Consider the following 11,671-nt stretch of genomic DNA (forward strand, 5'->3'; position numbering starts at 1 on the left):
ACGGAAGAAAAGTGACTACTCTTCTGAAAGGTCAAAATTTTCAATCGGGATTTAATTCCCAACAACTAAATTTTCCGGGAACATTAGCTGCCGGGATTTACTTTTTAACGGTTTCAGGCGAGAACGAAACCAAAAATTTCAGGATGGTGAAAAAATAAATACCAAAAATAAGGTTAGAAGTTCTGTTTTTTTTTAATGATGAAATTTGATTACTATTCCGATAGAACGAATTGAATAACGATTCGTTTTAGCGGATTCTCTCTTCTTTAGAGTCGTCCAACTCTATTTTTACTAAACCGCCCCACCACGGCAGCGCTAAAGTATAGCGCAACAATATGATCTCCCCAAAATTCAAAGTGTTTTCTTTTGAAACTAAGCGATGTAATTGAGACTGTTTTTAACTGGTTATGAATGGTTTTCAAGTGTGTTTTGGTTCAGATACATAAAGAATAATTAGAGAAAATTGCTGTTAAATACCAATGCTGTGTTAGAGAGTATCAGTATTAAGGCAAATGTTTCTGTCTAAATTCTTTTTTTTGAATCTGTGAATGGAAATAATATTTGAAGAGGTTAATTCATTTTACCGAGTGGTATTGGTTCTCGTTGAAAGAGCTAAAATGCATCGGTAAATAAAATTGTAAAAAAGATGAAATATTTGTTTTTTTCACTACTGTTTCTCACAGCAGAAGCAATGTTGGCACAGGACGGAACTCTTGATGCCACCTTTAACGGTAACGGGAGGGCTTTGGCGGCGTTTAATGTATTCGATTCGGCCGTTCATTCTATGGTTTTGCAGCAGGACGGGAAGATAATTGCCGGAGGTACCGTATCTAATCATGGTGTTTTTTCCCAGTTTGCGTTAGCCAGATTCAACAGCAACGGAACTCTCGATCCGACATTCGGAACTGCAGGGTTGGTAATAGGCGATTTTTCAATCGCTAAAATTTCATTGAACACCACATTATTGCAATCAAGCGGGAAGATAGTAACAGGCGGGATCGCATATAATGATTATGAGGATTCGCAATTTGTTTTGACCCGTTTTAACAACGACGGTAGCTTTGATAACTCTTTCGGAACGGCAGGGCTGGTTTTAAGAAATTTTCTGAACATAAAATCGTTAGTGGCACAGCCTGATGAAAAAATCGTTGTAGCCGGCTTTTCGATTGCTACTGCAGACAGAGATTTTGTATTACTTCGATTCAATCCTGATGGGAGTGTAGACAACAGTTTTGGTACCAACGGAGAGGTGGTCACTACAATAGGCGCTAAAGATTTTGCGAACGATATCACGCTGCAAACGGATGGGAAAATTGTGCTGGCAGGAGCGGTCAAAAATGCTGGCGGAGATTATTACACTGATTTTGCTATTGTTCGGTATTTTGATGATGGAAATATCGATACGTCTTTCGGAACAAACGGGGTCGTGGTAATAGATATTGACGAAATGGATGAAGCAAATTCGGTAAAAGTGCAATCGGACGGTAAAATAGTAATTAGTGGCTGGTCTTCTTCTATTTCTGGAGATACCGCTACTTTTCAGGTGATTCGTCTTCTTCCAAATGGGAGTATTGATGTTTCTTTCGGTGGATCAGGAATTTTCAGTTCACCAATTTTATTCAGTTCACATGAGCAGCTCATCCAAGTTCAGAGCGATGCTAAAATATTGATTGTAGGTGCAGTAGCAACAACCAGCGCATATGATGTTGCTATGATCCGTTTGCAGAGCAATGGCAGTTTGGATACCACATTTGGAACTAACGGTGTTGTGGTAACTACTGATGGTCCGGAAACCAGCAGTCAGGCTAATTGTATTCTGCTGCAGCCGGACGGGAAGATTTTAATTGGAGGTGAGTCCGGGGAAGGGCTCATGTCCTATCACCCTCATTTTGTGATACAGCGGTATGATTCAGGATTAGGAAGGTAACGGCAAATGATAATCTGCTAAAAAGTACAATTAAACAATTTAGAAATGAGAAATATAAACATATTTACGAGATATTTCAAAGGAGTTCTTTTTACTCTGCTGCTGTTGCCTTTTGCGGGAATTGCCCAGACAGCCACGGTAAATTATACTCCGTCTACAGCGGTTATTGCTAATCCGGAAAGAGGATTTTACAAACATACCGAGGTGCATTCCTCCAGTTATACGGGGTTAGACCAGTCAACATTAAATGGTTACAGGAGTAATTATGTCACTTTGATATTACGGGTTTTTTATATGGAAAGTTTTGTCAACGGACCTATATCGGATTCCTATTTAAATAATATGCAGTCCGATTTTACTAAAATCAGAAATGCAGGCTTGAAATGCATCGTCCGATTTGCTTATTCCGACAATACTAACGGGGTTTTAGATGCTCCCAAATCCATTATTTTGCAGCATATTAACCAGGTAAAAAACCTGTTGATTTCCAATGAGGATGTCATTTGTTCGGTGCAGGCGGGCTTCATAGGTACATGGGGCGAATGGTACTATACTAATCATTTTGGAATGCCGCCTTCTACTGCAGATTATGTCAATCGGAAAGAAGTGGTCGACGCAATACTGTCTGCATTGCCTACTACAAGAATGGTTCAGATAAGAACCCCTAAATTAAAACAACGAACCTATAACACAAGTACTCCTTTGTCTCAAGATCAGGCCTTTAATGGTACAGCTTTGGCAAGAGTTGCTCATCATAATGATTGTTTTTTAGCCAGTTCCTCTGATTATGGGACGTATGAAAATACATCTACAGAATATCCTTATCTGGATCAGGAAACCAAATATTTGGCAATGGGAGGAGAAACCTGTGCCGTAAACGAACCAAGGTCGAAATGTCCTACGGCGATGGCGGAAATGGAGAAATTTCACTGGACTTACCTGAACATGGGGTACAATCCTTCGGTTATCAGCGGTTTTCAGGCCGAGGGATGCTATCCTGATATGCAAAAACGTTTGGGATACCGGTACGAATTGATTAGCGGTACTTTTCCACAGATGGCCCGTGCAGGTACCACAATGACTGTTGTTCTTAAGGTAAGAAATTCCGGTTTTTCAACATTGTTTAATGCCAGAACGGTGTTTTTGGTTTTAAGAAACACCTCCAATAGTCAGGAGTATCGGATTCCTTTGATTACGGACCCCCGATACTGGTCGAATAAAACCGAACAGACCATAAGCGAACAGGTAGTTTTGCCATCAAATATGATTGCGGGGAATTATAAAATGTACCTGTATCTTCCAGATAAAAAAGGGAATTTGGCACTGCGACCGGAATATTCACTGCGTCTTTCCAACGAGTCTATATGGGAAAGCAATACAGGGTACAATAATTTGTTGCATACCATTGGTGTCGAATCGACGTTAGGAACTTACGGAAATGTGGCTTCAAATATCAAACTGTACCCGGTGCCGGCTAATGATAAATTAATGATTGAATTGGACGGTATTGATCAGTTTGAGGTTTCGATGTTTAATTCCCTCGGACAAAAAATGAATATCCGTTATTCTTCCGTATCCTATAACATGCTTGTCATGGATACGCAGGATTTTGAAGCTGGTGTTTATTTTATTCAATTTCAAAATGAAGGTCAAAAAGAAGTTCGATGCATTATTGTAAAGCGATAACGGAATTGAACAGATGGAGAGGCGGCTTTACAGAGACCGCCTTTCTTTTTTTACCGAAATAAATTAGTAATATTTGGGTTTTAAAATTTACATTTGTACCTATTCAAAATGTAAAAATGGAACTCAAATTAAACAGACCGATTTGCTTCTTCGATTTGGAAACCACTGGTATTGATGTGGGTAAAGATCGAATCGTCGAAATTGCAATCGTAAAAATATATCCCAACGGAAATAAAGAAAGTAAGACCTGGCTGGTAAATCCCACAATTCCTATTCCGGCGCATGCCACGGCTGTTCATGGAATCACCAATGAAAAGGTTGCCGATGAGCCTACTTTCAAAGAGCTTGCATCGCAAATTCACAATATGATCAAGGATTCGGATTTGGCCGGTTTCAATTCCGATCGTTTTGATATTCCGCTTTTGGCAGAAGAATTACTTCGTGCTGAAGTTGATTTTGACATGAAAAACCGTGTTTCGGTAGATGTGCAGACAATCTTTCACAAAATGGAAGAGCGTACCTTAAGTGCGGCCTACAAATTTTATTGCGGAGAAACCCTGAACAATGCTCACAGCGCTGAAGCCGACACCACGGCAACCTATGAAATCCTGAAAGCCCAATTGGAACGTTATCCGGAACTGGAAAACGATATGAAAGCTTTGTCGGAATTCACAACCAGAAAGAAATCGGTTGATTTTGCGGGATTCATAGCTTTAAATGCTGAAGGGCAGGAGATTTTTACGTTTGGAAAACATAAAGGTGCTTTGGTAGATGAGGTTTTGGAAAAAGAACCAGGGTATTTCGGATGGATTCAAAACGCCGATTTTCCGTTATATACCAAGAAAGTGCTGACAGGGATAAAATTAAGAAAGTTGAATACTAAACAGTAGTTAGTAAAGAGTGGTTAGTAATTAGTCTATTCTCAACTTCACTAATCACTATTTACTAATCACTAATCGCTAAAAACAATGAAAATAATCTGCATAGGTCGTAATTATGCCGACCATATTTCCGAATTAAAAAACGAACGCCCGAGCGAACCGGTAATCTTTATGAAACCGGATACGGCCATTTTGCCAAAACAAACCCCTTTTGTTATTCCCGAGTTTAGTAATGATGTACATCACGAAGTAGAGATTTTAGTAAAAATTAATAAGGTAGGGAAGTATATCGATTCGAAATTCGCACATAAATACTATGATCAGATTGGATTGGGTATCGATTTCACCGCCCGCGACTTACAGGCCGACTTAAAAAGCAAAGGACTTCCGTGGGAAAAGGCAAAGGCATTTGACCATTCAGCGATAATAAGTGACTTTTTATCGAAAAAAAATTTCAGTTCACTCGAAAATATTAACTTTGAATTAACAAATAACGGTAAGGTTGTTCAAAGTGGAAATACCAGTCAGATGTTGTGGAAAATAGACGAGTTGATTGCCTATGTTTCGCAATATTTTACCTTAAAAACTGGAGATGTTATTTTTACGGGAACACCTGCCGGAGTAGCGAAAGTGCAACCGGATGACGTTTTGGAAGGTTTTATAGAAGGAGAACAACTTTTTAAAATACAGGTAAAGTAAAGCAGATGCCATTACATTATAACTTATCAAAAGTCTACGAAATTTCGGATAACGATACCGAATTCGCGCAACAGATTATTAATCTTTTTGTTGAAGAAGTACCTGTGGAATTAAAATCTATCAAAGAAGGTATCGAAGTAAAAGATTATGCAAAAACATATGCCTCTTCCCATAAAATCAAACCTACCTTGGATTTATTGGGAATGGATGCCGCCTATGAAGAAAATCTTCAGATTATGGAGTGGACAAAATCCGAAGGCAAGAAAAAAGAAATTAAAGAAGTCTTTAAAAGCTTAAAAGAACACATTGAAAACGCCCTGAAAGAAGTAAGAAAAGAGTACAATATTTAACTTTCAGCGAAAATGCCTAAAACCATTCGAGTAAAATTAGGAAAACATTTTAAAGTAGCGGTTCAATACAAAGACGTTGTTTCATTCGAGAACGAATTGAACAATAAAGGATTGGATTTTTATTTAAATTCAAAAGAAGAACCTTCACAATGTTCTTTAGTGTCTTATTATTTATCCGAAAAAGACAGACCGGCCGTTGATGATTTGCTTGTGGAAAATCAGATTGTTGCCAATTATGAAACCTTTCAGTTTGCTGATTTGAGTGATCAGAAAAATTTTATGGGGCTTTATTTTAAAGTGGTTGGCGTCTTTATCGTTTTGCTTGTGTTGCTTAAAGTAGTGGAAGCTGTTGTAAATCCTTAATTCTTTCGGGTAAATTTTCTTTCATATTTTTAAGATCATTGGCAATTCCCAATATAATGTTAATGAGTGTTTTTCCTTATACTATTGTGTGTAAAGCGTAGTATATTTGTTGCTTACCTGCTCAAGAGAAAATGAAAGCAACTATTGTAACTATAGGCGATGAAATACTCATAGGTCAAATCATCGATACTAATTCTGGGTTTATCGCCAAGGCCTTGGATAAAATCGGAATCGGAGTATATGAAATGCTGTCCATTACCGACGACAAACAGCATATTCTTAATACGTTTTCCAAACTTCAAAACCAATCGGATGTTGTTATTATAACCGGTGGATTGGGTCCTACCAAAGACGATATTACCAAAAAAACATTCTGTGACTATTTTCAGGACGAGTTAGTAACCGATGAAGCGGTTCTGGTGCATGTGACCAATCTGATTGAAAATTATTTTAAACGTCCCATAACCCAAATCAATAAAGACCAAGCGCTGGTACCTTCGAAATGTACGGTGTTGTTCAATCCGGTGGGTACCGCTCCCGGGATGTGGATGGAAAAAGAAAATACTGTTTTCATTTCCTTGCCTGGCGTACCGTTTGAGATGAAACATCTTATAGAAAACGAGGTGATTCCAAGGCTGGTAGAAAAATTCAAACGACCTTATATCGTCCATAAAACCATTCGTACTTACGGAATTGGCGAGAGTCTCCTGGCTGAAAAAATTGAAGTGTGGGAGGATAATTTGCCGGAATTCATAAAATTAGCCTATCTGCCACATGCGGGTCAGGTGCGTTTGCGTCTTTCTGCACGCGGAAATGACGAAGCGATGCTGCATAAGGCAATTGCTGATGAAGTGGCGAAACTGGATGCCATTATCGGGGAAGCAATCATTGGTTATGACGACGGTGAAAGCATCGAAGTGGTTCTAGGGAAATTATTTACGGAAAAAGGGCTTACGGTTTCAACGGCAGAAAGTTGTACCGGTGGGAAAATAGCCGCGACATTAACGTCTGTTTCGGGGTCTTCCAATTATTTTAAAGGCAGTGTGGTGAGTTATGCTACCGAAACTAAAGTAAAAGTACTCGAAATCTCTCAAAAAATGATAGATGACTATTCAGTGGTTAGTAAGGAAGTGGCCGAAGCCATGGCGCTGAATATTCAGAAAATTATGAAAACCGACTATGCAATTGCTACCACCGGAAATGCCGGTCCGAACAAAGGTGATGCCGATGCGGAAGTGGGTACGGTTATCGTTGCAATGGCGACTCCTAAAGGCGTGGAGAGCGAAGAATTTAATTTCGGACAACCACGTGAGAAAGTAATAGATAGGGCAGTCAGCAAGGCTTTGGAGAAAATTTATCAACAAATTTTAAAAAACTAATGAAAATAGTTTGTGGAATAGGTTTCTTTTTTGTTTCTTTGCACCCTGATTTTGAATAACGAATATAAAGATAAGTACAATGTCAAGAGTTTGTGAACTTACAGGTAAGAGAGCAATGGTTGGAAACAACGTTTCTCATGCTATGAATAAAACTAAAAGAAAGTTTAGCGTAAATTTAGTTAAGAAACGTTTCTACATTCCTGAAGAGGACAGATGGGTAACTTTAAGAATATCTACATCTGCTTTAAAAACGATTAATAAAAATGGTATTGCTGCGGTTTTGAAAGAAGCTAAAGCTAACGGATTAGTTAAATAATCCAGTACCTTTAAATATATATCACGATGGCAAAGAAAGGTAATAGAATTCAGGTTATTTTAGAATGTACTGAGCACAAAGCTTCTGGTGTACCAGGAACTTCTCGTTACATCACAACTAAAAACAAAAAGAATACTCCGGACAGATTAGAGATTAAAAAATTCAATCCAATCTTGAAAAGAGTAACTGTTCATAAAGAAATTAAATAATAGTAAGTCATGGCAAAGAAAACCGTTGCAACATTACAGACAGCTTCAAAGAGATTGACTAAAGCTATCAAAATGGTAAAATCACCTAAAACTGGTGCTTATACATTCGTTGAGGCAGTAATGACTCCAGAAGAAGTGGATGAGTTCTTAAAAAAGAAATAATTCCGTTATACAATATATAGAAAAGCTGCTTTCATCCGGAAGTGGCTTTTTTATTTTTATGGTTTTTCTTTCTCAATATTTAGCTAAAGGAAGAAAAGAACCTCATAAAAAATTTATATTTTTGAAGCATAATCGGAATTTTGTTTCGATTTGTTGAAATTTAGGAGCCAATCGCTTGGGCATTTTTTAAGCGTAATTCCTGCTGTCCGCTGTATCTGTCATTGCGAGCTTGCAAAGCAATCTCCCAATGCCAGGATGCCGCTCCCATCAGGGCTAAAGAATTGCTTTTAGGCTTCTATTGAACTAGTAATTCGTAATTTATAATTCGTAATTAAATACATGAATTTTTTTAAAAAAATATTTTCATCCGAAAAAAAGGAAACTTTAGATAAAGGCCTTGAAAAGTCAAAAACTTCTTTTTTCTCTAAACTGACCAAAGCGGTTGCCGGGAAATCAAAAGTAGATGATGAGGTTCTGGACAATCTTGAGGAAATTTTAGTCGCTTCCGATGTCGGAGTAAATACAACGCTGAAAATCATAGAACGCATCGAAGACCGTGTTTCTAAAGACAAGTATTTAGGCACGGATGAACTGAACGTGATTCTTCGTGAAGAAATTGCGGGGCTTTTGTCGGAAACCAATTCCGGTGAAGCTTCCGAGTTTGAAATCCCAGCCAATAAAAAACCGTATGTTATTATGGTAGTTGGTGTGAATGGGGTTGGAAAGACAACTACCATTGGGAAATTAGCTTATCAATTCAAAAAAGCAGGACACAATGTAGTTCTTGGTGCTGCTGATACGTTCCGTGCCGCAGCTATAGACCAGTTGCAGATTTGGGCCGATAGAGTAGGAGTGCCTATCGTTCGCCAGCAAATGGGTAGTGATCCGGCTTCCGTTGCTTTTGATACGTTACAGTCGGCAGTAGCACAAAACGCCGATGTGGTAATCATAGATACAGCCGGTCGTTTGCATAATAAGGTGGGTTTAATGAACGAACTTACCAAGGTGAAACGTGTTATGCAAAAAGTGGTAGAAGATGCCCCTCACGACGTTTTATTGGTTTTAGACGGATCAACCGGACAAAACGCTTTCGAACAAGCAAAACAATTTACCGCGGCAACAGAAGTAAGCTGTCTGGCAGTTACAAAATTAGACGGAACCGCAAAAGGTGGAGTAGTTATCGGAATCTCTGATCAGTTCCAGGTTCCTGTAAAATATATCGGAGTAGGTGAGGGAATTGAAGATTTACAGGTGTTTAATAAATACGAGTTTGTAGATTCTTTCTTTAAATAATTTAGCTTATGGAGAAATTTATCCAGTTCTTAAAATCGAAATCCCCTCTGGCTTTTTTGGTAATTGGAGTTACATTGATCCTATTGTCATATTTTCTGGAAAAGAAATTACCGAATATTTTCATGGGAATGCGATTGCTGGCATTCGTCGCTGTTTTGTACGGACTGATGAAATTCTTCAGTAAAAAATAATAATAAAGGCGTTATTCATATAGCGCCTTTATTTTTTGCCATAATACATCATCAAAATCCGAAAGTGCCGTGGTTTGATTGTCGGCAGCATTTCCCATTCGGATGACAACCATTTTTTTGCTCGGAACGACATATATTTTCTGATCGTCTTTTCCCAAGGCACAATACATATCGCTTGGTGCAGAAGAAATCAGCGAACCATTGAAAGTTAACTGCGTTTGTGGTAGGTGGAAAGTCGTTTTTCCGTTAAGCCACCATAAATAGCCATACGCAAGATTGATGTTTTGCGAAGTGCCGGTAGCTTCATTGAAAAAGTTGGTATTGATAATTTGTGTGCCATTCCAATTGCCTTTAGTAAGAGAAAGTAAGCCAAAACGCGCCATGCTTCTCGTAGTGCTCCAATAAATACTATTGTTGTTCGATTGGATCCAGGTACCGGTCATTCCAATTGGATTTTTCAGTTTGCTGTTGAAATAATTGTCCCATGGCTGCCCCGTTGCCTGTGCCACAACATCCTGAAGTTTTACATAAACGTTATCATAAGCCCAGCGTGTTCCGGCATCTGCTTTATAAGATAAGCAACTTGGGTCCACACAGTCGTGCAGGGAAGGATCGTTACTGTCGTTAAAGGCATCATCCAATCCGGAAGTCATGGTCAGTAAATGTTGGTTGGTTATCAGATTTTCTTTTTCCAAAGGAATGGATGTCCATCCTGTTCCGATATAATCCGAAACTTTATCATCGATGTTTAAAAAACTTTCTTGTTGTGCAATTCCGGTTACAGTGGCTGTCAATGTTTTTCCGGCACTTGCCCAATACCAGGGTGTAGTAGCGGTATGTCCGTTAAAATAACGTTCCAGAACAATTCTACCATTCACTAAAATAATGAAACCTTTGGAGTTTTTTTCATTCAGATACGTTTCCAGTGGAGTGACAGCATTTTGGTTCCAGCCTAAATCCGCGATACTTTTTGTTTCCCATTCATCTCCCGTAAGAGGCGGGAAATACATAGCTTCTGGTGTAGGTGTTGTGTTTTCGGTACTCTCCGAATCAGAACTGCAACTTAAAAAAAGTGTTACGAGTAACAGAAATATTGGCAGAAGGAATTTTTTCATCATTTTTTATTTTTGGATACGACTTTAAAAATAGTAATTAGTTTAATCGGTTATGTCTTTTCCGAATGGTTTTAAAAATTAACTTTGCAGAAACTGAATTCTGATGAGAAATATTTTTATTGCAATTATTGCACTTCTGCTGGTAGGCTGTAAACAGGATATAACAGAAAAAGACCTCGCCAAAATAAATGGTTATTGGGAAATTGAAAAAGCGGAATTGCCTGACGGTAATAAGAAAGAATATAAGGTCAATGAAACGATCGACTTTTTTCAGATAAAAGACAAAAAAGGGTTCAGAAAAAAAGTGATGCCTCAATTAGACGGAACTTACCTGATGAATGATTTGTCTGAAAAAATCGAAGTCGAGATGAACGATGGAAATGTTGTATTTAACTATTCTACTCCCTATGCCAAATGGAAGGAAACAATTGTTTCTGTTTCAGAGGAAAAACTGGTCTTAAAGAACGATCAGGATATTGAATACCATTATAAAAAACCAAAACCTTTTTCTGTAAAATAATGGCAAAGCGTTTTAATGAAGAAAGTCCGATAGGGGATATTTTAAAACAGTTTATTCAGGAAAATAGACTGCAGGTTGGTATGGACAAAATAGATGTCAGGGACGCATGGCGAAATCTCATGGGAAATGCAGTCAATAATTATACTACCGAAATAATGCTTAAGGGGAATACACTTTATGTGGCATTGTCTTCGGCCGTATTGCGCGAAGAATTGAGCTATGGGAAGCAAAAAATCATCAAAATGATTAATGAAGAGCTTCGAAAAGAGATTGTAACCGAATTGGTTTTCAGGTAATCAGAAATAAAAGATAATTTTATCTTTTATTTGGTGATAAAAATCATGTTTTGACATAATAGGCTTGTTTAGTTTTGCTTTAAATTAAATCAATCTAAATAAGCTTAACGAAATGAAAAGCGCTGTCCAAATTATTTTCGCGATCCTATTTTTCACCTTAACACTTAATGCCCAAAACACCGGAACGATAAAAGGTGAAGTCGTTTCTTCGAAAAACATTCCGCTGGAGAAGGTAACAATAACTACTAAAAATGGCGATTTGAGCGGAATGACAACTCATGAAG

General features: G+C 38.1%; 16 protein-coding genes. 15 read left to right on the forward strand and 1 reads right to left on the reverse strand.

Going from position 1 to position 11,671, the window contains the following annotated elements; translation table 11 throughout:
• The first annotated feature begins 11 nt into the window (after positions 1-11).
• From VLB74_RS13420 to VLB74_RS02095, 13 genes are all read left to right on the forward strand, one after another.
• On the forward strand, positions 12-158 hold the full coding sequence (locus tag VLB74_RS13420) for a T9SS type A sorting domain-containing protein (RefSeq protein WP_414655580.1): 147 nt from the start codon (positions 12-14) through the stop codon (positions 156-158).
• Positions 159-646: 488 nt separating this feature from the next.
• Positions 647-1,927: an NHL repeat-containing protein gene (locus VLB74_RS02040; protein ID WP_325201811.1), complete on the forward strand. Its 1,281-nt coding sequence runs from the start codon at positions 647-649 to the stop codon at positions 1,925-1,927.
• Positions 1,928-1,972: 45 nt separating this feature from the next.
• A complete protein-coding gene (locus VLB74_RS02045) occupies positions 1,973-3,613 on the forward strand; it encodes a DUF4832 domain-containing protein (protein WP_325201812.1) in 1,641 nt (546 codons plus the stop codon).
• A 116-nt stretch (positions 3,614-3,729) separates the two neighbouring features.
• Complete coding sequence (locus VLB74_RS02050; RefSeq protein ID WP_325201813.1) at positions 3,730-4,503, forward strand: 3'-5' exonuclease; 774 nt, start codon at positions 3,730-3,732, stop codon at positions 4,501-4,503.
• 78 nt (positions 4,504-4,581) lie between these two features.
• On the forward strand, positions 4,582-5,193 hold the full coding sequence (locus tag VLB74_RS02055; RefSeq protein ID WP_325201814.1) for a fumarylacetoacetate hydrolase family protein: 612 nt from the start codon (positions 4,582-4,584) through the stop codon (positions 5,191-5,193).
• 5 nt (positions 5,194-5,198) lie between these two features.
• The gene (locus VLB74_RS02060; protein WP_325201815.1) at positions 5,199-5,543 is read left to right on the forward strand and encodes an Hpt domain-containing protein; all 345 of its coding nucleotides are present in this window, start codon (positions 5,199-5,201) and stop codon (positions 5,541-5,543) included.
• 12 nt (positions 5,544-5,555) lie between these two features.
• Entirely contained in the window at positions 5,556-5,906 is a 351-nt protein-coding gene (locus VLB74_RS02065) for a hypothetical protein (protein ID WP_325201816.1), read from the forward strand.
• Positions 5,907-6,037: 131 nt separating this feature from the next.
• Entirely contained in the window at positions 6,038-7,285 is a 1,248-nt protein-coding gene (locus tag VLB74_RS02070) for a competence/damage-inducible protein A (protein ID WP_325201817.1), read from the forward strand.
• A gap of 79 nt (positions 7,286-7,364) precedes the next feature.
• Entirely contained in the window at positions 7,365-7,601 is a 237-nt protein-coding gene (rpmB, locus tag VLB74_RS02075; RefSeq protein WP_026981159.1) for a 50S ribosomal protein L28, read from the forward strand.
• A gap of 26 nt (positions 7,602-7,627) precedes the next feature.
• Positions 7,628-7,810 (forward strand): 50S ribosomal protein L33, encoded by a 183-nt coding sequence (rpmG, locus tag VLB74_RS02080; RefSeq protein WP_026981158.1) that lies wholly within the window; start codon positions 7,628-7,630, stop codon positions 7,808-7,810.
• A 9-nt stretch (positions 7,811-7,819) separates the two neighbouring features.
• The gene (locus VLB74_RS02085) at positions 7,820-7,972 is read left to right on the forward strand and encodes a DUF4295 domain-containing protein (RefSeq protein ID WP_231841970.1); all 153 of its coding nucleotides are present in this window, start codon (positions 7,820-7,822) and stop codon (positions 7,970-7,972) included.
• Positions 7,973-8,311: 339 nt separating this feature from the next.
• Complete coding sequence (gene ftsY / locus VLB74_RS02090) at positions 8,312-9,265, forward strand: signal recognition particle-docking protein FtsY (RefSeq protein ID WP_325201818.1); 954 nt, start codon at positions 8,312-8,314, stop codon at positions 9,263-9,265.
• 8 nt (positions 9,266-9,273) lie between these two features.
• On the forward strand, positions 9,274-9,456 hold the full coding sequence (locus VLB74_RS02095; RefSeq protein ID WP_325201819.1) for a hypothetical protein: 183 nt from the start codon (positions 9,274-9,276) through the stop codon (positions 9,454-9,456).
• An 11-nt stretch (positions 9,457-9,467) separates the two neighbouring features.
• On the opposite strand, the gene VLB74_RS02100 is transcribed toward VLB74_RS02095, so the two are convergent.
• Entirely contained in the window at positions 9,468-10,571 is a 1,104-nt protein-coding gene (locus VLB74_RS02100) for a serine hydrolase domain-containing protein (protein ID WP_325201820.1), read from the reverse strand.
• Between the two features lie 103 nt (positions 10,572-10,674).
• On the opposite strand from VLB74_RS02100, the gene VLB74_RS02105 reads away from it, so the two are divergent.
• Together VLB74_RS02105 and VLB74_RS02110 are read left to right on the forward strand one after the other, a co-directional pair.
• Complete coding sequence (locus VLB74_RS02105; RefSeq protein WP_325201821.1) at positions 10,675-11,091, forward strand: lipocalin family protein; 417 nt, start codon at positions 10,675-10,677, stop codon at positions 11,089-11,091.
• Complete coding sequence (locus VLB74_RS02110; protein WP_325201822.1) at positions 11,091-11,387, forward strand: DciA family protein; 297 nt, start codon at positions 11,091-11,093, stop codon at positions 11,385-11,387. The genes VLB74_RS02105 and VLB74_RS02110 overlap by 1 nt, the downstream gene beginning before the upstream one ends.
• Positions 11,388-11,671 lie beyond the last annotated feature (284 nt).

Source organism: Flavobacterium sp. (assembly GCF_035456225.1).
GTDB lineage: Bacteria > Bacteroidota > Bacteroidia > Flavobacteriales > Flavobacteriaceae > Flavobacterium.

Coding starts and splice junctions, on each gene's coding strand:
- VLB74_RS02040 (WP_325201811.1), top strand. CDS start 647: ATGAAATATTTGTTTTTTTCACTACTGTTTCTCACAGCAGAAGCAATG.
- VLB74_RS02045 (WP_325201812.1), top strand. CDS start 1,973: ATGAGAAATATAAACATATTTACGAGATATTTCAAAGGAGTTCTTTTT.
- VLB74_RS02050 (WP_325201813.1), top strand. CDS start 3,730: ATGGAACTCAAATTAAACAGACCGATTTGCTTCTTCGATTTGGAAACC.
- VLB74_RS02055 (WP_325201814.1), top strand. CDS start 4,582: ATGAAAATAATCTGCATAGGTCGTAATTATGCCGACCATATTTCCGAA.
- VLB74_RS02060 (WP_325201815.1), top strand. CDS start 5,199: ATGCCATTACATTATAACTTATCAAAAGTCTACGAAATTTCGGATAAC.
- VLB74_RS02065 (WP_325201816.1), top strand. CDS start 5,556: ATGCCTAAAACCATTCGAGTAAAATTAGGAAAACATTTTAAAGTAGCG.
- VLB74_RS02070 (WP_325201817.1), top strand. CDS start 6,038: ATGAAAGCAACTATTGTAACTATAGGCGATGAAATACTCATAGGTCAA.
- rpmB (WP_026981159.1), top strand. CDS start 7,365: ATGTCAAGAGTTTGTGAACTTACAGGTAAGAGAGCAATGGTTGGAAAC.
- rpmG (WP_026981158.1), top strand. CDS start 7,628: ATGGCAAAGAAAGGTAATAGAATTCAGGTTATTTTAGAATGTACTGAG.
- VLB74_RS02085 (WP_231841970.1), top strand. CDS start 7,820: ATGGCAAAGAAAACCGTTGCAACATTACAGACAGCTTCAAAGAGATTG.
- ftsY (WP_325201818.1), top strand. CDS start 8,312: ATGAATTTTTTTAAAAAAATATTTTCATCCGAAAAAAAGGAAACTTTA.
- VLB74_RS02095 (WP_325201819.1), top strand. CDS start 9,274: ATGGAGAAATTTATCCAGTTCTTAAAATCGAAATCCCCTCTGGCTTTT.
- VLB74_RS02100 (WP_325201820.1), bottom strand. CDS start 10,571: ATGAAAAAATTCCTTCTGCCAATATTTCTGTTACTCGTAACACTTTTT.
- VLB74_RS02105 (WP_325201821.1), top strand. CDS start 10,675: ATGAGAAATATTTTTATTGCAATTATTGCACTTCTGCTGGTAGGCTGT.
- VLB74_RS02110 (WP_325201822.1), top strand. CDS start 11,091: ATGGCAAAGCGTTTTAATGAAGAAAGTCCGATAGGGGATATTTTAAAA.